The following is a 22518-nucleotide window of genomic DNA, read 5'->3' as shown; positions in this document are numbered from 1 at the left end:
TTCATGAACAAACAAGTCAAGAATCGGAATGTAATGGAGGCATTCATAATGGCAAGCTTGAAATCATACTTTTCCGCTGCCGTTTTTTCAGGGCTGGCGATGCTTTCGGCCGCGCCCGCCGCTCTGGCAGAAGGAGAGGTTAACGTCTATTCCTATCGCCAGCCTGAATTGATCCAGCCGCTGCTCGATGCCTTCACGAAGGAGACCGGGATAGAGGCGAACGTGCTTTTTCTCGACAAGGGGCTGGTGGAACGCATTCAGGCCGAGGGTGTCAATTCACCCGCCGATGTGCTGCTGACGGTCGATATCGCCCGTCTCGTCGAGGCGAAGGAAGGCAAGGTCACCCAGCCGGTCCTCAACGATCCCGTCATCGAAAAGGATATTCCTGCCAATCTGCGTGATCCCGAGGGCGAATGGTTTGGGCTCACCACGCGAGGCCGGGTTGTCTATGCGTCGAAGGAAAGGGTGACCCAGAAGGACATCACCTATGAGGAGCTTGCCGATCCGAAATGGAAGGGCAAGATCTGCATTCGCGACGGCCAGCATTCCTATAATATCGCGCTGATCGCCTCGATGATCGCCCATCACGGCGTCGATTATACCCGCACATGGCTGACCGGCCTGAAGAACAATCTCGCCCGCAAGCCTGACGGAACCGACCGCAGCCAGGCGAAATCGATCTTTTCCGGTGAATGCGACATCGCGCTCGGCAACACCTATTATGTCGGCCTGATGCTGACCAATGATCGCGAGCCGGAAGAAAAGGAATGGGCCGGATCGGTGCGGGTGATCTTCCCCAATGCGGGCGATCGCGGCACACATGTGAATATTTCCGGCATGGCGCTGACGAAATACGCACCCAACAAAGACAATGCGCTGAAGCTGATGGAATTCCTGGCCTCGCGCGAGGCGCAGGAAATCTACGCCAAGCAGGTCTTCGAATATCCGGTCCTGCCCGGCGCGGAGCCCTCCGATGTGGTAAAGGGTTTCGGCCCCATCAATCCGGACAGGCTGCCGCTGACGGACATAGCCGCCCATCGCAAACAGGCATCCGAGCTGGTGGATGAAGTGGGTTTCAACGACGGCCCGACCAACTGAGCTGGCTCTTGATCGAACTCTGAGAGTTGCGATACCGGCGGGTCAGTTACCCGCCGGTTTGTTGTTCAGGGAAGCGTTGTAGTCGAGTATGGCCTTACGCCTTTCCGGTGTTCCGGGATGGGTTGACACGATACTGGTGCCACCCTTGTCGCCCAGTTTTTCCTCAAGCAGCGCAAAGAAGCGTTCGATGGCGGTGGGGTCGAGCCCTGCCTCGCGCATCAGTTCGACGGAGCGCTGATCCGCCTGCCGTTCGGCATCGCGCGAATGCGACAGCGCCAGAAGGCCGCCGCCCTGGGTGAGAATATCCTCCATCGCTGAACCGACGTCGCCGGCAATCAGCATGACGAGACCGGCGACACCCGCGGCACGATAAAGCTGCCGCAGGCTGTGTTCATATTCCACATGGCCGATTTCATGCGCGAGAACTCCGGTGATCATCTGCCTGTCGTCACCTGCGAGTTCCACCAGTTCGTCCGTCAAGACCAGCGTGCCATCCGGCAGCGCAAAGGCGTTGGGGCCTATATAACCGCCCTTGCGGAAATTAAGCTTGTAGTCCTCGGGCGAACCTTCCGCATGGGCGGCGATCCGGGCAAATTCCACACGGATGGCGTCCTGCTCTTGCTGCGGCAATTCGCTTGGAGAAAACACCGCCTGGTCCAGGGCCTGCATGGTGCTGGCCGACATGACCTGCGGAACGATGGGCGGTGTTACGGCGACCGCCAGTTCCACCAGCGCCGGTAGCGCCAGCTTGTAGGTGCCGTAAGCCAGCAGAACGGCCGCGGCGGTGATGCCGATCAGTCGTGGGCGGAACTGTTCCAGCCAGTGCACGAAGCCGGAACGGTTGGTAATGTGTTGGCCAAGCAGCCGGTCCACGCCGTCATTATCGCGGGTTTCGAACAGCGACCCGTCGGGAAAATGCAACTCCCGGGGGATGGTGCCGACCCGGTGGCTGATCTCCACCGTTTTTATCTCGGCCTGGGTTCTGACGTGGTTGTCCTTCGCGTCGAGCACGAGAAGGACGGTGCCGCCAAGCTTCAGCCTGGCGGCGCTGGAAAGGTTGGAGCGAGCGGCATGCCACTCGCCCGCAACGGTTTCGCCGGTATCAGAAACCAAATTCGAAACCTTCCATATCCATATATTCGGCGCTGACGGCAGCCCCCGTTGCCTCCATCGAGGAAAGAACCTCGCCGACATCGCCATTGAAACGGATTGCCGTGCGTTCAACGGTATAACGTGCTTCCCGCACCGCCGCCCATGGCCGCATCAGGCCAAGCGTGAAGACGGTGACGACAAGGTTGGAGATGACGATCCACAGGTAGCGGCCGCGATGAAGATCGCTGTGCAGGTCGTGCTTTCCGTCCAACAGCATGGAGGAGATGACGACATTGCGAACGCCGGTGCGATAGACGACACCCGCAAGACCATAGACGAGAAACGCGCCGAAAATTCCGACATAAAGCGAAGCCAGCGCCGTGGCCATGGCTGCCGTCTCGTCTTCGATCATCGCGCTATTGGCCGCAAAGGCGGCAATGCCGAAAAAGCCGACCACGATGCCGCCGATCACCACCATGATCGCGGGAATGATCCAGACCCGGTAGAGTTTGCCGATCCTCGGGTCGGCGCTGAAGGGCCGGTCGCCGTAACGCAGGTTGCTGAAAATATAGCGGTTCGCCCAGCGGCTGGACAGCGGTGCCAGAATGCCGAAGGAGAAGAACGCAACGAGGCTGCCAAGCAGGATGGAGACAAAAGCACCCCAAGCCGTTCCGACAAAATCAAAACGCACATTGCGATAGCTCGTCACCCGCGCATTGAAACGAATGCTGCGCGTGATCAGCCATGGAAAGAAGATCATCAGCAGGATTGCCGGCACGAAAACCAGGAACGGATGGATGAGGCCGACGAGTTGCGAGATGACGATGAAGGCAAAGGCGATCAGCCGGCCCTTGAAGATTTGTCCGCCGGTGGCGTGATAACCGAAGGCACGGCCGGCCAGCATGGTGTTGCCATTGAAATAACGTTTGCGGCGCACCTTTGCCCAGGCGGAATAGATGCCGATGGTGATGATCGTCAGCAGAATATTGACGATCCAGATTCCGAAATATTCCTTGGCGTTTCCGCTGAACGAGCCGCGTTCAAGCGCGCGCTGATCCGCGCTCACAGAGATATCACTCATAATAGTCCCTTATGACATGCCCCTTTCCGGGCAGATTGAGTTTGCAGGCTTCCCCGTTGTCGTCGGTTTGGCAGCGTCCCCACGCCGCAGATGCTCTCTTACGTCATAACAGCTTTAAGTGGAAATATTTTGAAGGAAAAACATGATTTTTAAAGTTATCTTTTAATCAAAAAAGCCCCGCTGCAACAACAGCGGGGCTTTTATGTTCTCTTGCCGGCTTAGCGGCTTACTTCATTGTCGGCATCACGAATTCGGCGCCCGACTTGATGCCCGACGGCCAGCGCGAGGTGATCGTCTTGGTCTTTGTCCAGAACTTGATCGAATCCGTCCCGTGCTGGTTGAGGTCGCCGAAGCTCGAAGCCTTCCAGCCGCCGAAGGAGTGATAGGCAAGCGGAACCGGGATCGGAACGTTGACGCCGATCATGCCGATGTTGACGCGGCTTGCGAAGTCGCGGGCGGCGTCGCCGTCACGGGTGTAGATCGCGACGCCGTTGCCGTATTCATGCTTCATCGGCAGTTCGAGCGCGTCTTCGTAGTTCTTGGCGCGAACGACCGACAGCACCGGTCCGAAGATTTCCGTCTTGTAGATGTCCATATCGGGGGTGACGTGGTCGAACAGGCAACCGCCGACGAAATAGCCATCTTCATAGCCCTGCAGCTTGAAGTCGCGACCATCGACCAGAAGCTTCGCACCCTGTGCGACGCCGCTGTCGATCAGACCCTTGACGCGCGTCTGCGCTTCCTTGGTGACGAGCGGGCCCATATCGGCTTTGTCGTCGGTATAGGGGCCGATTCTCAGGCTTTCGATCTGCGGAATGAGCTTTTCAACGAGACGGTTGGCCGTCTCCTCACCGACCGGAACCGCAACGGAAACGGCCATGCAGCGTTCGCCGGCCGAACCGTAACCTGCGCCCATCAACGCGTTCACCGCCTGATCGAGATCGGCATCCGGCATGATGATCATGTGGTTCTTCGCACCGCCGAAGCACTGTGCGCGCTTGCCGTTCATGGCAGCGGTGCCATAGACGTAGCGGGCAATCGGCGTCGAGCCGACAAAGGAGACCGCGCCGATATCGGGATCGGTCAGGATGGCGTCGACCGCACCCTTGTCGCCATTGACGACGTTCAGGATGCCGGCCGGAAGACCGGCTTCGATCATCAGTTCGGCAAGACGGATCGGCAGCGACGGATCGCGCTCGGAAGGCTTGAGGATGAAGGCGTTGCCGCAGGCAATCGCCGGGGCGAACATCCACATCGGGATCATGCCGGGGAAGTTGAACGGGGTAATCCCCGCGCCGATGCCGACTGGCTGGCGGATAGAATACATGTCGATGGCCGGGCCTGCGCCTTCGGTGAATTCACCCTTCTGCAGATGCGGAATGCCGCAGACGAATTCGCAGACTTCGAGGCCGCGAATGATATCGCCCTTGGAATCTTCGACGGTCTTGCCGTGTTCGCTGGAAAGAAGAACCGCAAGCTCGTTGATGTCGCGGTTCAGAAGCTCGACGAATTTGAAGAAGACGCGGGCGCGGCGCTGCGGGTTGGTGGCGGCCCATTTCGGCTGTGCCGCTTTTGCGCTTTCCACGGCGGCGCGCAGCTCGGCATCGCTTGCAAGCGCGACCGTCGCCTGAACTTCGCCCGTGGCCGGGTTATAGACATTCGATGTGCGGCCGCTGGTGCCCGGCACATGCTTGCCGTTAATGAAATGACCGATTTCCTTCATGGGTTTTCCTCCAGAATGTGATGGCGCAGCATTACCTTTCGATTTGCACAAATCAATCGCCTGAAATAAGCATCCATTATGCAAAAATAGACATAAGGAGGGTGCCGTGAACTGGGATGATGTGCGTTTGTTTCTAAGCGTGGCGCGAAGCGGCCAGTTTCTTTCGGCGGCCAGAAAGCTTGGCGTCAACCATGCCACCCTCAGCAGGCGTATTTCCGCGCTGGAAGCGGCCATCGGCACGCAGCTCTTCCTGCGAAGCACCAATGGCTGCGAGTTGACGGAGGAGGGCCAGCGTCTTCTTGCCGGGGCCGAGCGCATGGAAACCGAAATGCTCAACGCCCAGGCCAATCTCGGCCGCGTGGATACGGCGGTGGCGGGAACGGTGCGCATCGGCGCGCCGGATGGTCTCGGCGTTTCCTTCCTCGCGCCGCGGCTCGGCCGACTGACGGCGCGTTACCCCGACCTGAAAATCCAGCTCGTGCCGGTGCCGCGTTCCTTCTCGCTGTCGCAGCGCGAGGCCGATATCGCCATCACCATCGAGAGGCCGGAGCAGGGCCGGCTGATGTTTTCGAAGCTCACCGATTATTCACTGGGCCTCTATGCCTCCGCGAATTATCTGGCCGACTATGGAACGCCTGATGATGTCGAGGCGCTGAAGCGCCACCGGCGGATCGGTTATGTTGAGGACCTGATCTTTTCGCCTTCACTGAACTTTACCGGTGAGATCATGCGCGACTGGGACGCCGCCTTTGAAATCTCGAGCGCCACCGGCCAGACCGAAGCGGTGCGCTCCGGCGCGGGTATCGGCATCCTGCATAATTACATCGCCGGGCAATATCCCGAACTTCTGCGGATCATGCCGCATCTCACCATCAGCCGATCCTACTGGACGGCCTATCACGAATCCGCCCGTCAACTGGTCCGGGTCCGCACGGTGGTCGATTTTCTTCAGGAACTCGTGGCCGAAGAACGGCGAATCTTCATCTGACCTCGGCTGCCCAGGTTATTAGTACTATTATTTGCGCTGAACTGCCGTTTCCGGGCTTGACAAAGGGCTACCGGCTGGACGACCAATGCAACCATTGGGAGATCGGAATTGACATGTCGACTATGATAAAAAAGCTTTCGCCGACCGGCCTCGGCGTGGCCGTCATGCTGCTTGGAATGCTGCTTTTTGCGTTGAACGATGCCATGGGTAAATGGCTTGTCGCGACCTACAGCCAGGGTCAGGTGATCCTCATCCGCAGCGCCGCAGCGCTTGTCATTCTTGTTCCGATCGTCTGGAGAGCCGGCCCTTCCGGCTTGGTGAAAATCGAGCGCCCGGTTCTTCAGGTGGCGCGTGTCTTTTTCTCCACCGCAGAGCTTTTCTGTTTCTATTTCGCGGTTGCGGCCCTGCCGCTTGCCGATGTCATGACCTATTGGCTGGCCGCTCCCATCTACGTTGCGGCGCTTTCGCCGTTTCTGCTGGGGGAAAAGGTCGGCTGGCGTCGCTGGACGGCCATCGCCATCGGTTTTGTCGGCGTTCTCATCGCGCTCAAACCCAGCTCGGCAAGCCTCACCTCGGCAGCATTGTTTTCGATCCTTGGCAGCGCCGCTTTCGCCTTCATGATGTTGTCCGGCCGGCAGCTGCGCAATACGCCGGATACGGTGCTTGCCTTCTGGCAGATCATCGGTGCGGCGCTTGCGGGCATTGTCGCGGTGTTTCTCACGCCTTCGGGATGGCTGCCGGTTCAGTCCGGTTTCGATCTGGCCTTGCTCGGCCTGCTCGGTGTGGTCGCCATGGCGGCGCATGTGCTGGTTAACCGGGCCCTGAAACTGGCCGATGCGGCCACCGTCGCCCCGCTGCAATATACGCTGCTGCTCTGGGCGGTGATTTTCGGCTGGCTGTTCTTCGGCGACGTGCCGCAGACGAGTATCGTTCTCGGCGCCGGCCTGATTGTTCTTTCCGGCCTTTACATCTTCTTTCGCGAAAATACGCTCAAACGCCGTCGCGAAACCGCCGAAGGACTGGCCGCGGAGCAGGTTTGATCTTTCTCACAGCCTCGATCACGATCACGGGACTTGACGAAGGCGTGATCTTCGGGGAGTAAGAAGGGGCCCTGCGATGATTTGTCTCGCAACGGCAGAGGAAACAAAGGTGCCGGGCCCCTCTGGCGAGAGTTTTACGGCGCTCTCGCGATGTCGGTACCGCCTGCAAAAATTGGCCGGCGGATTAAAAACTATGAAAAACCTGAATGTGCTTCGCGCGCGTGCTTTTCGCGTGCGGCCTGACGCCTCGCGTCGGTCCGTGAACATCCTCGTCATCGGAGGAGACCGGACATGAGCGCCGCCCAGAAAAACACGCTTACCTACTTCAAGTGGGCTTTTATCGTCACCATCGTCGGCCTGATCCTCGGCGGTTATCTCGGTTGGGAAATGACCGGAACGGTGGGCGGTACGGCGACGATTTTCTTCATCTGCGTCGTCCTGGCGGTGCTGGAAATCTCGCTCTCCTTCGACAACGCCATCGTCAATGCCAACAAGCTGAAGGATATGACACCGGTCTGGCAGCATCGCTTCCTGACCTGGGGTATCCTGATCGCCGTTTTCGGCATGCGTATCGTCTTCCCGCTGCTCATCGTGGTCGTCGCGGCCAATGTCGGCCCGTGGACGGCGATCGTCATGGCGGCCACGCAACCGGAACGTTATGCGGAAATCATGCGTGACGCCCATCTGCCGATTGCGGCTTTCGGCGGCACCTTCCTGATGATGGTCGGTCTCAACTTCTTCTTCGACCATGAAAAGGACGTGCACTGGGTGCGCTGGATCGAGGAAAAGGCGGCGATCTATTCCTCCGTCAAGGGCATCGAGATCGCCTTCGTGCTGGTCGTCATGCTGATCTTTTCCCGCATCATCGGCGCAAGTGACAATCCGGAACTGGGTCCGGTCGCGGCCAACACCTTCTTCCATTCGGCGATCTGGGGTCTTCTGACCTTCCTGCTTGTGGAAGTTGTTGGCGGTATTCTCGACCGCAGCCAGGAAATGCTGGAAGGCGCTGCAAAAGGCGGCTTCGGTGCGTTTCTTTATCTTGAGGTGCTGGATGCCAGCTTCTCCTTCGACGGCGTTATCGGCGCTTTCGCCCTGACGCAGAACCTCTTCATCATCGCCATCGGCCTCGGCATCGGCGCCATGTATGTGCGTTCGATGACCATCATGCTGGTCGAGAAGGGAACGCTGGCCGAATATCGCTATCTGGAGCACGGCGCCTTTTATGCGATCCTCATCCTGTCCGTCATCATGTATGTGCAGACCATGGTACATATACCGGAAGTCATCACGGGTCTTGGCGGTGCGGGCCTGATCGGCATCTCGCTCTGGTCGTCGATCCGCTATAACCGGCGGCAGAATGCCGATGCGGTCGATGCCGCACGCGGCGCGGAAATCTGATCCGCGATATCATTGCCTTCCGCTGTCGCGGCGGAAGGCAGTTTTTAAGCATTGAATTATTTTATGCCTGTTTTTGTTGCCATTTGCCCTTTGCGAAAAATTTCGCCACAAGGCGGAGTATTCACCTTAAGTCCCTGTTTTAAAAAACACTTGTGCGTCGGCAAAACTGGCACGCTTCCTGCATCTCATTCCGCAAGTCCAGAGGGGACATTATGGCCTGAAAACGGGTCAACAAATACCGCCGCGCCGCGCGATCTTCGGATCTGTGCCGTGCGGCGGTTCTGTTTGTGCGGGATGGTTCTTGAGTTTTCCGTTCTGTTGAATGAAAACGGTAGGACAACGACTGGAAGGGTCACCGGCTTGCCTGCACAATTGTCGCCAACGGAGGCCCTGGGGCTCTGGCATCGTGTATCCACGGCGCAGGTCATTGACGATCAGCCGGATTTGACCTTGCGTCAGACGGCCATCCTGCTGCAGATTTATCTCGTGCCGCCGCCGCACACCGTTCGGGGTCTCGCCGCCACGCTGGGCGTGACCAAGCCCGTCATTACCCGCGCGCTCGACAGCCTCGGCGCGCTCGGATTGGTCGACCGGGTTCGGGATGAGCGGGACAGGCGCAATGTCGTGATAAAACGCACCGTGGCCGGTGCGCTTTATCTGGAAAAATTCGGCGATCTGATTATTGATCAGGCACGCAAGATCTAACCCCTGGATGTGAAACCCATGATGCTCGACCGCCGCCTGAATGTCTTCCGCTCCGATCTAGCCGATGAAAAGCTGCAGGGCGTGGTTCAGGCCGAACGTTTTGTCAGCGGTACGGCCGCCCAGATCGCGGTGCCGGTTATTGGCCTGCGGCCAACGCCCGATCTTGCCGCCGGTATCGATACCGAGCTGCTGTCTGGCGAAACTGTCCGTGTGTTCGACAGGGCGAATGGCTGGGCCTGGGTGCAGGCGGATGTGGATGGTTATGCCGGTTATGTGCCGGAAACGACGATCGGCGATGTTGTTGCCGCCACCCATCGGGTGATTGCACCGCGCACTTTTCTCTATCCAGCCGCCGAATTGCGCAAACCGCCGGTCGCAGCGCTTTCCATGGGTAGCCTGATCCGCATCGTCGGCGAGGCGGAGACGCGCGGCACCCGTTATCTGCTGACTGAAAAAGGCGAAGGCATCATCGCCGCCCATTGTCGGGCCGTTGATGCGGCGCTTGAGGAGGATTATGTGGCGGTGGCGCTGCGTTTTATCGAAACGCCCTATCTCTGGGGCGGCCGCTCCGGCTTCGGTATCGATTGTTCCGGCCTCGTGCAGCTTTCCATGGCCATGACGGGCCGGCGGGTTCTGCGCGATACCGACATGCAGGTGAAGTCGCTCGGCGTGGAAATCGAGCGTGATGAATTGCGCCGCGGCGATCTGGTCTTCTGGAAGGGCCATGTCGGCCTCATGGAAAACGAGGAAACGCTGCTGCATGCCAATGGCCACACGATGAATGTCGCACGCGAAAATCTCGATGCGGCTATCGAGCGCATTGGCTGGCTTTATGAAAAGCCGACGGCTTTTCGCCGCGTTGAAGGCTGAGGCGGCGGCTTTCACGAAATTGTGCCTGCCCGCCCCTTTGTGCGAGAGCTGCCGACAGCCTACATCGGTTGGATAGTGGTACGGGACCGGCATCGATGAAAACAACAACGGCAACACGATTGGCGGCGATCCTCACGGCGGCTTTGCTGAGCGCGTCGGCGCAGGCGCAAACTGTTTTCCAGAACGGCTTTGCCCCCGCGCCGGATGCCTATGCAAACTTACCCGGCGTCAAGGACCCGCGCACGCTGCAGCCAAAGGTCCGCTACAACTGCCATAGCGAACTCGGCAGGACCGGATATTCCCGCGGCCCCTACAGGAATGTTTTCGGCAGCCGTGGACTTCCCGTTCAGGGTTACCGCTGCACCGACGAAAACGGCATTTCCAGTTTCGGCGGCAGAAATCCCGTCTCCAAGGACTGGTATCCCGGCATAAACCCCGTAGACCCAACCTTCTGAAGCGGCATCGCTCCAGTACCGGACCGAAAACCCCATTGCGGTCTTCGGAAAATCGATGCGCGAGCGGTGGCGGCGGGCATTTGCCGGGCCAGTGCTCTGGACTTGTTGTCGCTTTTTCAGATAAATCTTCCCCGTGGCAGGTTGATACCTGCCGGGGTGCGGAGTGAGATCGGCTGTTTTTTGACCTTTGGCCGATATTGGGGAATGCAAGTATGACGAAGACCGATATTGCCACCCGTGTCCACAATCATACCTGGAAGCTAGACCCGATCGTCCGCAGCCTGATCGATACGGATTTCTACAAGCTGTTGATGTTGCAGATGATCTGGAAGCTTTATCCGGAAGTCGACGCGACGTTTTCGCTGATCAACCGCACCAAGACTGTGCGGCTGGCGGAAGAGATCGACGAGATGGAGCTGCGTGAACAGCTGGATCATGCGCGCACCCTGCGTCTCTCCAAGAAGGAAAATATCTGGCTTGCGGGTAACACGTTTTACGGTCGCTCGCAGATTTTCGAGCCGGAGTTTCTCTCCTGGCTTTCGAGTTATCAATTGCCGGAATACGAGCTTTTCAAGCGCGACGGGCAATATGAGCTGAATTTCCATGGCCGCTGGATGGATACGACACTCTGGGAAATCCCGGCGCTGGCCATCATCAACGAACTCCGCTCGCGCAGCGCCATGCGCTCGCTCGGTTATTTCACGCTGGATGTGCTCTACGCCCGCGCCAAGGCAAAGATGTGGGAGAAGGTGGAGCGATTGCGGGAACTGCCGGGCCTGCGCATTTCCGATTTCGGCACCCGTCGCCGCCACAGCTTCCTTTGGCAGCGCTGGTGCGTCGAAGCCTTGAAGGAAGGCATCGGCCCCGCCTTCACCGGTACGAGCAACGTCCTTCTCGCCATGGATTCCGATCTTGAAGCTGTCGGCACGAACGCGCATGAACTGCCCATGGTGGTCGCGGCGCTGGCGCAGACGAACGAGGAACTGGCGGCCGCACCCTATCAGGTTCTGAAGGACTGGAACCGGCTTTATGGCGGCAATCTGCTGATCGTGCTGCCGGATGCTTTCGGCACGGCGGCGTTTCTGCGCAATGCGCCGGAATGGGTGGCTGACTGGACGGGCTTCCGTCCGGACAGCGCACCGCCGATCGAAGGCGGCGAAAAGATCATCGAGTGGTGGCAGAAGATGGGCCGCGATCCGCGCAAGAAGATGCTGATCTTTTCCGATGGTCTCGATGTCGACGCCATCATCGACACCTACCGGCATTTCGAAGGCCGCGTTCGCATGAGCTTCGGCTGGGGCACCAATCTCACCAACGATTTTGCCGGATGCGCGCCGAAGACCATTGCCAGCCTCAAGCCGATCTCCATCGTCTGCAAGGTGAGCGACGCCAATGGCCGCCCGGCGGTGAAGCTCTCGGACAATCCGCAAAAGGCCACCGGCGACCCGGCCGAAGTGGAACGGTATCTGAAGTTCTTCGGCGAGGAAGACCATAAGGAACAGAAGGTTCTGGTTTAAGGCAACCGGGCGCTCCGTCGAGGAAGCGCCCTTCAAACTTGAACCGGGTTCAGTAGATTACTTCGCGAATTGATGTGCGATGTAATGGAAGAGCGCGCGGATACCCTGCGCTTCCCCGCCGATCGATGAGTGATGCCTCTCGCTCAGAGACCAGCCGTAAATATCGAAATGCGCCCAGCGCCTGGTATTGGTGACGAAGCGTTTCAGGAACAGGGCGGCGGTGATCGATCCGCCCATGCCGCCCGAAGGCGCGTTGGTGATGTCGGCTGCGCGCGAGCGGATATCCTTGTCGTAACCCATATAAAGCGGCATGCGCCATAGCGGGTCATCCGTATCGATGCTGGCTTCCGCGATATCATGCGCCAGATCCTCGTCATCGGTATAGAAGGGCGGCAGATCCGGGCCGAGCGCGACGCGCGCAGCGCCCGTCAGCGTCGCCATGTCGATCATCAGATCCGGCGCATCTTCGTCCGCATAAGCGAGCGCATCCGCCAGAACAAGACGACCCTCCGCATCGGTATTGTCGATCTGGACCGTCAGCCCCTTGCGGCTCCTATAGATATCGCCGGGGCGGAAGGCATTGGCGGAGATGGAGTTTTCGACAGCGGGCACGAGAACGCGCAGATCGACCGGAAGCTTCGCATCCATGATCATCAGCGCAAGGCCGAGCACATTGGCCGCACCTCCCATATCCTTCTTCATCAACGCCATGGAAGCGGCGGGTTTGATATCGAGACCGCCTGTATCGAAGCACACACCCTTGCCCACCAGTGTCAGCCGCGGATTGCCCTTCTTGCCCCAGTTCATCTCCAGAAGCCGCGGCGCGCTTTCGCTGGCCCGGCCAACGGCATGGATCAGCGGGAAGTTTTCCTTGAGCAGATCATCGCCGGTGGTGACCTTCACCTTCGCCTTGTAATGGGCGGCAAGCGCGCGGAAGGCAATCTCGAGCTCATCCGGTCCCATATCGTTGGCCGGAACATTGATGAGGTCGCGCGCAAGGAAAACGCCGGCCAGAACGCGCTTGATCTCGCCATCTTCCGCGTCCTGCGGAATGAGAAGCTTTGCCCCGCTGGTCTTGGTGGTCTTGTATTTGTCGAAGCGATAGCTGCCGAGGCCGAAACCGAGCGCGAGGCGATTGGCTGTCAGTGGTGCTGTCTCGATGTGCCACTCACCCTCCGGCAGCTCACGGGCGAGTTTGCCGGTGATGAAGGGAATTTCGGAAGGATTGCCACCAAGGCCGAGCAGTACACCGCCCAGCGATCCATCGGCGGAAGGAACGAGCAGGACGGCGCCGGCTTCCGCCTTGAACCCTGCCTTTTTAGCCCAGTCCAGAGCGACCGGGTCTATGGCACCCTGTTCGATATGGGCCGGCGTGACGGCAAAAACCGGCAATGTGCTGCCGGCCTTCGAGCTGAAAGGGGTGGGGCGTTCGATGAACTGATAGGGCGCCATGGTATGCTTCCGTAAATATCGAGAATCGGTGCGATTAACGCTCTGTTAGGGTTAACAGATTATTGCTTAAGCGAAAGTTGCGTCATGTGAGTCTGTCGTGTGTCGGGCGCAAGATCGATCATTCTCGGGCGGGGGCGCTGCCATGACTGCATTTTCTTTGGGTGAGACAGGCCGGACGGGGTTGCTGCGGGGCGCTTGTCTTGCAGCGCTGGTTTTGGCCGTTTCCGGATGTGCGAGCACCAACAAGCCGGATCGCATGTCCACCGGCTCCATTCCCACCGCCACGCGCTCTTACGACCATCTGAACATGGAACAGCTTCGGCAGGCGGAAGAGGCCGCCGGCAAGGCCTATGAACGCAACCCCAAGGACAAGTCCGTCGGCATGAATTATGCCAGTGTGCTGATGATGACCGGCAAGAATACGCAGGCTCTCGCCGTCATGCAGCAGATCGCCATTGCCAATCCCGCCGACCGTGAAGTGCTTGCAGCCTATGGCAAGTCGCAGGCGGCTGCCGGCCAGCTGGAACAGGCGCTTTCGACAATCCAGCGGGCGCAGACACCTGATCGTCCCGACTGGCGGCTCTACTCCGCCGAAGGTGCCGTGCTCGATCAGCTTGGACGCTCGAACGAGGCACGTTCCAGATATCGTCAGGCGCTTGACCTGAAGCCGAACGATCCGAGCGTCCTGTCCAATCTCGGCATGTCCTATGTCCTGTCGAGCGATCCGCGTACCGCCGAAACCTATCTGCAATCGGCCATTTCCCAGCCGGGCGCCGATAGCCGCGTCCGCCAGAACCTTGCGCTCGTGGTCGGTCTGCAGGGCCGCTTTGCCGAAGCCGAACGCATTGCGGTTCAGGAGCTCTCCGCGCAGCAGGCACAGGCTAACCTCACATATCTGCGGGCAATGCTTTCGCAGCAGAATTCCTGGCAGCAGCTGGCGAAGAAAGACGGCAAGCCGGCTGGCTGATGCGCTTTCGGATGCACGGATCAGTGCAATCCCGCCGATATCATGACGTCGGTTCCACTCAATTTGCCTGCGCGTTTCTTGTCAGAAAGTATCCATGACGCGAAGACCGGCCGGTCCAAGAATGACAGCGATGAGTACAGGCAGGAAAAACAAGATCATCGGCACGGTCAGTTTCGGTGGCAGGGCGGAGGCCTTTTTCTCGGCTTCATTCATGCGCTCGTCACGACCTTCCTGCGCAAGAACACGCAGCGCCTGAGCGAGCGGGGTTCCGTATCGTTCCGCCTGTATAAGGGCCTGTACCACGCTTTTGACGCCATCGAGCTGGGTGCGCATACCGAAATTCTCAAGCGCCATGCGCCTGTCCTGAAGGAAGGACAGTTCCGCCGTCGTCAGGATCATTTCCTCCGCCAGTTCAGGTGACTGCTCCGCCATCTCTTCAGCCACACGGCGCATGGCCGCTTCCATCGATACGCCGGATTCGATGCAGATCAACATCAGGTCAAGCGCATCGGGCCATGCCCGCTTGATTGAGGCTTGCCTCTTGGTCATGCGGTTCGAAACATAGATATTGGGAGCGTAAAAACCGATATAGCCGAAAAGAAGCACGGCCATCAGCCGAACGACAAAAGCCTGATCGACCAGGTTTCCCAGAATGAAAACCCAGAAAAATGCCACTGCCAGGAAAATGAACGGCAAGACGAACCGGGCGGCAAGAAAGGTATTAAGCGCATTCTGTGAACGGAAACCGGCTGCGCGCAGCTTGTTCATCGTGTTCTTGTCGACAAGCGCTTCCCGAAGGTTGAATTTTTCGACGATGCGTCGTGCGGATTTATTGTTATTGCTGCGCAGGGAGGTCTTGCCCTCTCTGGTCGCGGTGGCCAGACGCTCGCGCTCACGGTTGCGAATGAGTTCCCGTTCCGACGATACGGCTTTCATACGCTTGGCGAGATCTTTCCGCTCTAGGAAGGGCATGATCAGCGTATAGAGGGTCGCGAAAACCGCCAGCGTCACGAGAATGGCAATGATCGTCTGCGGATCAGTCAGGCGAGAAAAGAGATTTCCTGTCATGGCCGCCCCTCAAATATCGAAATTGATCATTTGACGCATGATGAAAATCCCGATGAGCATCCACAATGCGGATGCCCCCAGAATGAGATGTCCGCGCGTATCCGTGAAAAGGATCGAGAGATAGTCGGGCGACGTGAAGTGCACCAGCAGCATCACGATGAAAGGCAATGCGCCGATGATGACGGCGGATGCTTTCGCCTCCATGGACAGGGCATTCACCTTGGCGCGCATCTTTCTACGGTCGCGCAGCACCTTGGACAGGTTGGACAAGGCCTCCGAAAGATTGCCGCCTGCCTGGGCCTGGATGTTGATGACGATGCTGAAGAAGCTGACTTCGAAAAGCGGCATGGTCAGCATCATGCGCTCGATCCCCTGGGGGATGCCGATCCCGACCTGCTGTGCATCGACAACCCGCTGGAACTCCGTTTTAACCGGTTCCTGACCATCCGAGGCGATCAGTCGTACTGCGTCGTTGAGCGGCAAACCTGATTTGATCGAGCGGCACATGACATCAAGCGCATTGGGAAACTCCTCAAGGAACTTTTTCTGCCGGCGTTTGAGGAGAAACGCCAGGACCCAGCGCGGCAGTCCCAAAGCCGCGACGACGGCTATGAGGAGAGCGGTCAATAACGACAGACCATAGATAAGGGCGATGAAAGCGGCACAAGCCGCCGCGCCGGCGCTCAGAAGGTGGAACTGCCGAACGGAGATTGCCAGCCCTGCCTGCACGAGTTTATCGCGCAGGCTGACATTCTTTGCTTTTTTCGCCTTTTCATTCTGTTTCTTTTCCATATCCCGCAGGCTGTCCTGCATGGATTTGCGGCGCTTGCTGAGTTCCTGGACCCGGTCGCGCGCAGCCTTGATATTGGCATGATCCGTCTCTGCGGCCTGTACCCGTTTGAAGCGGCTGGTGGTCTTTTTTTCGACCTCTATCTGCTGGAAAAGAAAGGCATAGGCGAGCGCTCCTGCCGAGATGGCGACAAGTACGGCCAGTAACACTATTGTCGGGTCCATGGCGGTCGCTTTCCCTTAGGATGTCTTTTCCATCTCATCGAGCGCGGCCGCCAGACGTTTTTCTTCGCCGTAATAACGTGCACGATCCCAGAAATGCGGCTTGCTGATCCCGGTCGACACATGCCTGCCGATCAGCTTGCCCTGCGCATCTTCGCCTTCGATCTCGTATCGCATCAGATCCTGGGTGACGATGACATCGCCTTCCATACCGATCACTTCGGTGATCTGCGTTATCCGGCGCGAGCCGTCGCGCAGACGCGCTGCCTGAATGACGACATCGATCGAGCCTGAGATGATTTCGCGCACGGTCTTGGCCGGCAACGTGAACCCGCCCATGGCGATCATCGATTCGATACGGCTGAGGCATTCGCGCGGCGTATTGGCGTGCAGCGTTCCCATCGAGCCATCATGGCCTGTGTTCATGGCCTGGAGCAGGTCAAAAACTTCCGGGCCGCGCACTTCGCCGACGATGATGCGCTCGGGCCGCATGCGGAGGCAGTTCTTGACGAGATCGCGCATGGTGATCTCACCTTCGCCCTCGATATTCGGCGGACGCGTTTCAAGCCGCACCACATGCGGCTGCTGGAGCTGCAATTCGGCGGTGTCTTCGCAGGTGATGACGCGTTCATCCCTGTCGATGAAGCTCGTCAGGCAATTGAGGAGCGTGGTCTTGCCCGAACCGGTGCCTCCGGAGATGACGACATTGCAGCGGACGCGACCGATGATCTTGAGCAACGTGGCGCCTTCCGGCGTGATGGCACCGAAACGCACGAGCTGGTCGAGCGTCAGCTTGTCCCGTTTGAATTTTCGGATCGTCAATGCGGGTCCGTCGATGGCGAGCGGCGGTGCGATGACGTTGACGCGCGATCCGTCCGGCAGGCGCGCGTCGCATATCGGGCTCGATTCATCCACACGCCGGCCGACCTGGCTGACGATGCGCTGGCAGATGGACAGCAACTGCGCATTGTCCCGAAAGCGGATATCGGATTCGATGGTCTTGCCGCCGACTTCGATGAATGTCTGGCCGGAACCATTGACCATGATATCGGCAATATCGTCGCGTGCGAGAAGCGGCTCCAGCGGTCCGTAACCCAGGACGTCGTTACAGATGTCCTCGAGCAGCTCTTCCTGCTCGGCAATCGACATGGCGAAATTCTTGATCGTGATGATATCGTTGACGATATCACGGATTTCCTCGCGCGCGCTTTCCGCGTCGAGCTTGGCGAGCTGCGAAAGATCGATCGTATCGATGAGGGCGGAAAATACCTGGCTCTTGGTATTGTAGTAGTCTTCCGTACGGGCACGTTTTTTCTGCACGGGTGGTGTGCCCGCCGCCGCCTGACGTGTGATGGGTGACTGGCCGGGCTCGAGCGTGTCAATTGCAGAAGAGCGAGGCTCAGCCGCCGGCGCCATCTGCATGGCGACAGGTGCAACAGGTTCCGGCTTCGTGCTTCTGGCTGGGCCTTCAGGCCCGCGTTTTCCGAACATCGGCGTTTCCGTCTAAGGACGCAGGCAGAAGACCTACTTGCGCTTGAGAATATTCTTCAGTTTTTCCAGACCGCCGCGCCTGCTTTTGCGCAGCACGGAGCGGCCTGTGATGGTATGGGCGATCTGCGAGAAGGTTTCCGCAGCCTGGGATTTTTCATCCATCTCGCTGATCATGCGGCCGCTATTGGCGGCATTTCCGAACAAATGTGCGTCGAAGGGTATGATCGCGATCGGCTCGACTTCCAGTGGATCGAGGAAATCCGCCGGCGCGATTTCCGGGCGTTTGGGCATGCCGACCTGATTGAGAATGAGATGCGGTAACTTGTCGTTGGGTCTCATCTTGATCAGCGCGTCGAAAAGGTTCTTCGTATTGCGCAGATTGGCGAGATCGGGAACCGCGGTGATGACCACCTCGTCGGCTTCCGCAAGAACGGCCCGGGTCCAGTCGCACCATTGGTGGGGAAGATCGAGAACCGCAACCGGCGCACTGCGCTGCAAGACCTCGAGGATCGGCAGAAAGGCCTGACGATCGAGATCATAGGTCCTGTCGAGAAGAGACGGTGCCGCCAGCAGAGACAGATGATCGGAGCATTTCGTCAGAAGACGGTCGAGGAACACCTCGTCCAGCCGCTCCGGCGAAAAGACCGCTTCAGCCATGCCCTGGGCAGGATCCTGGTCGAAATCGATATTGGCTGTTCCATAGGCGAGATCCATGTCCGCCAGAATGGTTTCCGTGGAGAAGAGGCTCGAAATGCCGAAGGCGCAATTATGCGCGATGGTGGAGGAACCCACGCCGCCCTTGGCGCCGATAAAGGCGATGTTGCGGCCGAGCGGTTCGGCTTCCGGATCGACAAAGATAGCGGCGACCGAAGCGAGCAGATCGGCCATGTTGACCGGCGCGACGAGGTATTCGGAAATACCGTTACGGATGAGATCGCGATAAAGCGTGATGTCGTTGTGCCGGCCGATAATGATGACACGGGTGGAAGGATCACAAACCTCTGCCAAAGGCGCGAGATCGTCCAGCAGAGAGGCGGGCGAGCTTGACGTTTCGAGAATGATGAGATTGGGCGTGGGTGATGCGGAAAACATCGTTGCTGCCGCATTGATGTCGCCCTTGGTCACTCGCAGGGTGACCTTGCTCATGCGCCTGTCGCTGGACAATGCATCCATGACGCCTTGCATATTGTCGCTGACGCAGAAAGCGTGAACGGAAATACGGGGCAGGGGACGCAGGCGATCCATATCCGAAGCGCGCACCGGCGGCTCGGCTTCTGCGCCGCCGCTTGGTTTGATATCGTATTCTACAGCGCTCATCGTCTTTCCTGCCGTGACAAATGTTGGATCCGCATCAATCTGTTGCCGCCGTCGAAGTCTTGCCGCGATAGGTGTCGATGACGACCGCGCGGCGCTCGGCATCGATCGGGCTCATGCCGCGCGGGCCGACCAGATCCATGGGATTGGCGATCTGCGCCGCGAGATTGCTCTGGGAAGCGCAGCCGAAATTGTACCAGTTCTTGTTGCCGAAGGTATTGTCTGAGAGATCCTCCGGCCATTGACCGCACTGGCCGGTCATGGCGGTAACAGCCACATAACTTAGGCGGATCGGGGAGGCGTCGCCGCTCGGGGAAGCGGCATAGCGCGTCTCCATGATCTTGCCTGGTGCCACGCCTGCACCGGAAAGCGTCGAGCGGATCTGTTTTGCCATTCGTGATGCGGCTGCCGAATTGGCCGATCCCGACGGAGTCTGAATATTGATGATGCCCGTCGACATAGACGCATAATTTTGCGCAAAACCGCGGACATTGTCCGCCATCGCTGTGGTCAGCCGGCTGTCGCTGGCTGAGACCGGAATATCCAGCGAGTGCTCCGCCTCCGACAGGGTAATCGGGTGACGTGTGCGATAATCGTCGGGAATGGCGTTGGTGGTCATCGGATCGCGCGCGCAGCCCTGCAGCAGGCTGGCAGCAAGCGCGGCAACGACGACGAGGCCGGTCCGTCTTCCTGACCGGAAGGAGGAAAAGGAGGGGTGGGTTTTCTTCATGACGTTTCCGGCCCTGACCGGGCTTGCTGCTAAGAGGGGATTTTGTTTGCGTATCGTCATTTGTAGATGAACCCCACTGACCCCTGATAGGGAGCCGCCTGAACCTGGTCCTTGCGGCCATAAACCTTGTTGACGCGGTTCATGAAATACATGGCGGCATCGTTTTCCGGGTTGAAGTTATCATCCGGCCGGGCGATCTGGTTGCGGGCAACCGGCCGCACCAGATAGGGCGTTGCGATGATGACAAGTTCTGTTTCGTTACGTAGGAAGTCCTTACTGCGGAAAAGCGTGCCGAAGATCGGGATTTTCGAAATTCCCGGAAGTCCGGACATGGCCTGCCGCACATTGTCCTGAACAAGGCCCGCAATCACGATCGATCCGCCGGAAGGAAGCTCGACCGTTGTGGAGGTTTCGCGCTTGCGTACCGACATGTAGGTCGACCCTGGGATGCCACGCCCGTAGTTTCCGCTTGTGAAATTACCTTCATAGGTAGGTTCGGACACGTTCGTCTCGATCTTGAGACTTATTCTGCCCGGTGAAAGCACCACCGGTTTGAAGTTCAGGGTAATGCCGTAGTCGACCGTCTCCACATCGCGTTTGACGACCATGGTATTCGTTTCTTTGTCGAGCGAAACATCCTGTTGCGCGGCAATGCGGAAGTCGCCCCCCACATAAAATTTGGCCTGTTCGCCGGAAATTGCCGTCAGGCTCGGTTCCGCCAATGTGCGCATGACGCCGGCCTGCTCCATGGCGTTGAGGTAGGAGGCGAATCTGAGAGAGCCTGAACCTATCGCACCGCTGGCAATCCGGGATGCACCGTCAATCGCCGCGCCAAGATTAGACGGATTTGCGAATTCGAAACCATTGCCGCTCGTCGTGCTGCTGATCGAGCCGTTGAAGCCGAGCTGCTTCAGAACCTGCCTGCTCACTTCGGCAACGGTGACCTTCAGCGTCACCTGGTCTTCCCCTTCGATCGTCAGCATGTTGACGATCTGCGATACCTGCCGGCGCTCGGCAAAAATCGCCGCATCGCCGCCATTGTCACCGCCTGTCAGCGATATATTGCGGGTAGTGGCTTCACCGCCTTTGAGAAAGGCGTCGGCAAGTTGAACGGCGCGTGCGGAATCCTGCGGTGTGCGTACCGATCCCGTCAGAACGATGTTGTCCGAAACGATTTCTACCTTGATATCCGAGTCGGGAATAAAGCGGCGGATATTGGCCTCAAGCCCGGAAATGTCGCGCTCTACCTCGAGATCGAGGCTGACGATTTCCCGGCCGCCGTCACCGAAAATGAAGATGTTGGTCTGCCCCACCGTTTTGCCGAAAAGATAGATGCGTTTCGATGTTCGGGTCACGGCATCGGCAAGGTTCGGGTCGGCAACGAGAATGTCGTGGGCATCTTCCGGCAGGTCGATGACCAGCGCCTTGTTCAGGCCCAGTTTCAAACGTTTGCGGATGCCTGCCCCACTTTCGGTGATCCGCACCACGCTCGCGCTTTGCGCCTCGGCTTTGCTGATACGCAGGAACTCGGGGGAATTTTGGCCGGGAAGGCCTGAGAAAGCCAGGCAGAATGCGATGCCACCTGCCATCGACGAGCGCAGGCGCTGTTTGAGACGTTTCGTCATGAGTTCCCCGGTCATTGTGATGCTCCTTGACCGCTTTTTACGATCGAGCCGGATTTGATCACCTGAATTTCCGGTTGTCCCGAACCTCCATTGAGAAGGTAGCCGGCGGAAAGCGTATCGTTTTCCTGGGCATCGGCGACGGAGCGCAAGGCGAGCGTGAGGCGATCCGCCATCTGTTGCGCCACCGTTATGATCTTGGCCTGTTCCGGGGTCAGTTCCAGCGTGGCGGTTGCACCGACCACCGCCGATATTCCGTCCTCGCCTTCCTTGATCTGCTGGTCGATCGCCAGAACACGAACATTGTTCAAAACATTTTCGGTCAGGAAGTTACCGTTGTCGCCCTTGCGGACCATGATGACATCGACCCGGTCGTTCGGCAGCACGAAACCGCCCGCACCGGTCGAGACGGAAATCTCGGTAGCAACGGCGCGTTTGCCGGCCGGTAAAAGGGACGACATGATACGGGTGCTGGAATCGACCACTTTTTCCGGCCGGATCGGCTCGCCTTCGAACAAAGGCAAACGCACGACCGCGCCAGTGAGTTCGGTGATGGCGTCAGGCCTTTTCGCCTCCGTTATGAAACTATCGACTACATTGCCCTGCGGCCACGCTGTCCAGCGCACGGAACTGTCGTTCAGACGGCTACCGACGGGCAGATTGACCGAAGAGACGAGAACGTTGACCGTTGGTTCTTTCTGAATGATCGTTTCCGCCTTTTCGATGACCTGCTTCGCGCCGGAAATCTGCATGGCGACAAGGCCGGCAAGACCGGCGGCCACTAGGGCAACGGAAAGAATGACGATACGCGACGGTTTCATGCTCGATCCTTGAGGGAATCAGATTCTTCTCCCCTCAGGATGGCGCGCGATTGGTATAATTATGGTTAATATTGT

General features: G+C 58.6%; 20 protein-coding genes. 9 read left to right on the top strand and 11 right to left on the bottom strand.

All coding sequences use genetic code 11. From position 1 onward, the window contains the following. Positions 1-48: 48 nt before the first annotated feature. Positions 49-1098 (top strand): Fe(3+) ABC transporter substrate-binding protein, encoded by a 1050-nt coding sequence (locus AC5YUO_RS06950; RefSeq protein WP_400816004.1) that lies wholly within the window; start codon positions 49-51, stop codon positions 1096-1098. Between the two features lie 42 nt (positions 1099-1140). On the opposite strand, the gene AC5YUO_RS06945 is transcribed toward AC5YUO_RS06950, so the two are convergent. The 3 genes from AC5YUO_RS06945 to AC5YUO_RS06935 form a co-directional block, all read right to left on the bottom strand. Beyond that, positions 1141-2211, bottom strand: a complete 1071-nt coding sequence (locus AC5YUO_RS06945; RefSeq protein WP_496154722.1) for a M48 family metallopeptidase — start codon at positions 2209-2211, stop codon at positions 1141-1143. Then, on the bottom strand, positions 2201-3271 hold the full coding sequence (locus AC5YUO_RS06940; protein WP_496154721.1) for a YjgN family protein: 1071 nt from the start codon (positions 3269-3271) through the stop codon (positions 2201-2203). Before AC5YUO_RS06940 ends, AC5YUO_RS06945 begins: the two co-directional genes overlap by 11 nt. Positions 3272-3497: 226 nt before the next feature. Next, the gene (locus AC5YUO_RS06935) at positions 3498-4994 is read right to left on the bottom strand and encodes a CoA-acylating methylmalonate-semialdehyde dehydrogenase (protein WP_400816013.1); all 1497 of its coding nucleotides are present in this window, start codon (positions 4992-4994) and stop codon (positions 3498-3500) included. Between the two features lie 106 nt (positions 4995-5100). Here AC5YUO_RS06935 and AC5YUO_RS06930 point away from each other — a divergent pair, with 106 nt between their 5' ends. From AC5YUO_RS06930 to pncB, 7 genes are all read left to right on the top strand, one after another. Then, entirely contained in the window at positions 5101-5982 is an 882-nt protein-coding gene (locus AC5YUO_RS06930; RefSeq protein ID WP_496154720.1) for a LysR family transcriptional regulator, read from the top strand. 122 nt (positions 5983-6104) lie between these two features. Then, positions 6105-7022: a DMT family transporter gene (locus AC5YUO_RS06925; protein ID WP_496154819.1), complete on the top strand. Its 918-nt coding sequence runs from the start codon at positions 6105-6107 to the stop codon at positions 7020-7022. Between the two features lie 291 nt (positions 7023-7313). After that, the gene (locus tag AC5YUO_RS06920; protein ID WP_400816018.1) at positions 7314-8420 is read left to right on the top strand and encodes a DUF475 domain-containing protein; all 1107 of its coding nucleotides are present in this window, start codon (positions 7314-7316) and stop codon (positions 8418-8420) included. A 360-nt stretch (positions 8421-8780) separates the two neighbouring features. Further along, the gene (locus AC5YUO_RS06915) at positions 8781-9125 is read left to right on the top strand and encodes a MarR family transcriptional regulator (RefSeq protein WP_080826839.1); all 345 of its coding nucleotides are present in this window, start codon (positions 8781-8783) and stop codon (positions 9123-9125) included. Positions 9126-9143: 18 nt separating this feature from the next. Next, entirely contained in the window at positions 9144-9995 is an 852-nt protein-coding gene (locus AC5YUO_RS06910) for a C40 family peptidase (RefSeq protein WP_400816022.1), read from the top strand. 95 nt (positions 9996-10090) lie between these two features. After that, positions 10091-10450 (top strand): hypothetical protein, encoded by a 360-nt coding sequence (locus AC5YUO_RS06905; RefSeq protein WP_496154719.1) that lies wholly within the window; start codon positions 10091-10093, stop codon positions 10448-10450. Between the two features lie 212 nt (positions 10451-10662). Continuing rightward, positions 10663-11967, top strand: coding sequence for a nicotinate phosphoribosyltransferase (gene pncB / locus AC5YUO_RS06900; RefSeq protein ID WP_003507389.1), 1305 nt, complete (start codon positions 10663-10665; stop codon positions 11965-11967). 57 nt (positions 11968-12024) lie between these two features. Here pncB and AC5YUO_RS06895 read toward each other — a convergent pair whose 3' ends face one another. Next, positions 12025-13419 carry a leucyl aminopeptidase family protein gene (locus tag AC5YUO_RS06895; RefSeq protein WP_496154718.1) on the bottom strand — a complete coding sequence of 465 codons (1395 nt, stop codon included), beginning with the start codon at positions 13417-13419 and terminating at the stop codon, positions 12025-12027. 142 nt (positions 13420-13561) lie between these two features. Here AC5YUO_RS06895 and AC5YUO_RS06890 point away from each other — a divergent pair, with 142 nt between their 5' ends. Continuing rightward, on the top strand, positions 13562-14386 hold the full coding sequence (locus tag AC5YUO_RS06890) for a tetratricopeptide repeat protein (RefSeq protein ID WP_496154717.1): 825 nt from the start codon (positions 13562-13564) through the stop codon (positions 14384-14386). An 81-nt stretch (positions 14387-14467) separates the two neighbouring features. On the opposite strand, the gene AC5YUO_RS06885 is transcribed toward AC5YUO_RS06890, so the two are convergent. The 7 genes from AC5YUO_RS06885 to cpaB are packed head-to-tail and all read right to left on the bottom strand — an operon-like array spanning position 14468 to position 22443. Further along, positions 14468-15454: a type II secretion system F family protein gene (locus tag AC5YUO_RS06885; RefSeq protein ID WP_496154716.1), complete on the bottom strand. Its 987-nt coding sequence runs from the start codon at positions 15452-15454 to the stop codon at positions 14468-14470. A 9-nt stretch (positions 15455-15463) separates the two neighbouring features. Beyond that, complete coding sequence (locus AC5YUO_RS06880) at positions 15464-16468, bottom strand: type II secretion system F family protein (RefSeq protein ID WP_496154715.1); 1005 nt, start codon at positions 16466-16468, stop codon at positions 15464-15466. Positions 16469-16483: 15 nt separating this feature from the next. After that, positions 16484-17956, bottom strand: a complete 1473-nt coding sequence (locus tag AC5YUO_RS06875) for a TadA family conjugal transfer-associated ATPase (protein ID WP_496154714.1) — start codon at positions 17954-17956, stop codon at positions 16484-16486. 33 nt (positions 17957-17989) lie between these two features. Further along, complete coding sequence (locus AC5YUO_RS06870; protein WP_400816047.1) at positions 17990-19273, bottom strand: CpaE/TadZ family protein; 1284 nt, start codon at positions 19271-19273, stop codon at positions 17990-17992. A gap of 34 nt (positions 19274-19307) precedes the next feature. Further along, positions 19308-20000 carry a CpaD family pilus assembly protein gene (locus AC5YUO_RS06865; RefSeq protein ID WP_496154713.1) on the bottom strand — a complete coding sequence of 231 codons (693 nt, stop codon included), beginning with the start codon at positions 19998-20000 and terminating at the stop codon, positions 19308-19310. A gap of 56 nt (positions 20001-20056) precedes the next feature. After that, positions 20057-21640 (bottom strand): type II and III secretion system protein family protein, encoded by a 1584-nt coding sequence (locus tag AC5YUO_RS06860; RefSeq protein ID WP_496154712.1) that lies wholly within the window; start codon positions 21638-21640, stop codon positions 20057-20059. Further along, positions 21637-22443 (bottom strand): Flp pilus assembly protein CpaB, encoded by an 807-nt coding sequence (cpaB, locus tag AC5YUO_RS06855; protein WP_496154711.1) that lies wholly within the window; start codon positions 22441-22443, stop codon positions 21637-21639. Before cpaB ends, AC5YUO_RS06860 begins: the two co-directional genes overlap by 4 nt. Positions 22444-22518 lie beyond the last annotated feature (75 nt).

Source organism: Agrobacterium sp. LEGMi-208b, from assembly GCF_059511785.1.
This window is presented reverse-complemented; position numbering and strand designations above follow the sequence as displayed.

Excerpts from the sequence above, each read along its gene's own strand:
- AC5YUO_RS06950 (WP_400816004.1), top strand. The coding sequence starts at position 49 with ATGGCAAGCTTGAAATCATACTTTTCCGCTGCCGTTTTTTCAGGGCTG.
- AC5YUO_RS06940 (WP_496154721.1), bottom strand. The coding sequence starts at position 3,271 with ATGAGTGATATCTCTGTGAGCGCGGATCAGCGCGCGCTTGAACGCGGC.
- AC5YUO_RS06935 (WP_400816013.1), bottom strand. The coding sequence starts at position 4,994 with ATGAAGGAAATCGGTCATTTCATTAACGGCAAGCATGTGCCGGGCACC.
- AC5YUO_RS06925 (WP_496154819.1), top strand. The coding sequence starts at position 6,105 with ATGATAAAAAAGCTTTCGCCGACCGGCCTCGGCGTGGCCGTCATGCTG.
- AC5YUO_RS06920 (WP_400816018.1), top strand. The coding sequence starts at position 7,314 with ATGAGCGCCGCCCAGAAAAACACGCTTACCTACTTCAAGTGGGCTTTT.
- AC5YUO_RS06910 (WP_400816022.1), top strand. The coding sequence starts at position 9,144 with ATGATGCTCGACCGCCGCCTGAATGTCTTCCGCTCCGATCTAGCCGAT.
- AC5YUO_RS06905 (WP_496154719.1), top strand. The coding sequence starts at position 10,091 with ATGAAAACAACAACGGCAACACGATTGGCGGCGATCCTCACGGCGGCT.
- pncB (WP_003507389.1), top strand. The coding sequence starts at position 10,663 with ATGACGAAGACCGATATTGCCACCCGTGTCCACAATCATACCTGGAAG.
- AC5YUO_RS06895 (WP_496154718.1), bottom strand. The coding sequence starts at position 13,419 with ATGGCGCCCTATCAGTTCATCGAACGCCCCACCCCTTTCAGCTCGAAG.
- AC5YUO_RS06890 (WP_496154717.1), top strand. The coding sequence starts at position 13,562 with ATGACTGCATTTTCTTTGGGTGAGACAGGCCGGACGGGGTTGCTGCGG.
- AC5YUO_RS06885 (WP_496154716.1), bottom strand. The coding sequence starts at position 15,454 with ATGACAGGAAATCTCTTTTCTCGCCTGACTGATCCGCAGACGATCATT.
- AC5YUO_RS06880 (WP_496154715.1), bottom strand. The coding sequence starts at position 16,468 with ATGGACCCGACAATAGTGTTACTGGCCGTACTTGTCGCCATCTCGGCA.
- AC5YUO_RS06875 (WP_496154714.1), bottom strand. The coding sequence starts at position 17,956 with ATGTTCGGAAAACGCGGGCCTGAAGGCCCAGCCAGAAGCACGAAGCCG.
- AC5YUO_RS06870 (WP_400816047.1), bottom strand. The coding sequence starts at position 19,273 with ATGAGCGCTGTAGAATACGATATCAAACCAAGCGGCGGCGCAGAAGCC.
- AC5YUO_RS06865 (WP_496154713.1), bottom strand. The coding sequence starts at position 20,000 with ATGAAGAAAACCCACCCCTCCTTTTCCTCCTTCCGGTCAGGAAGACGG.
- AC5YUO_RS06860 (WP_496154712.1), bottom strand. The coding sequence starts at position 21,640 with ATGACCGGGGAACTCATGACGAAACGTCTCAAACAGCGCCTGCGCTCG.
- cpaB (WP_496154711.1), bottom strand. The coding sequence starts at position 22,443 with ATGAAACCGTCGCGTATCGTCATTCTTTCCGTTGCCCTAGTGGCCGCC.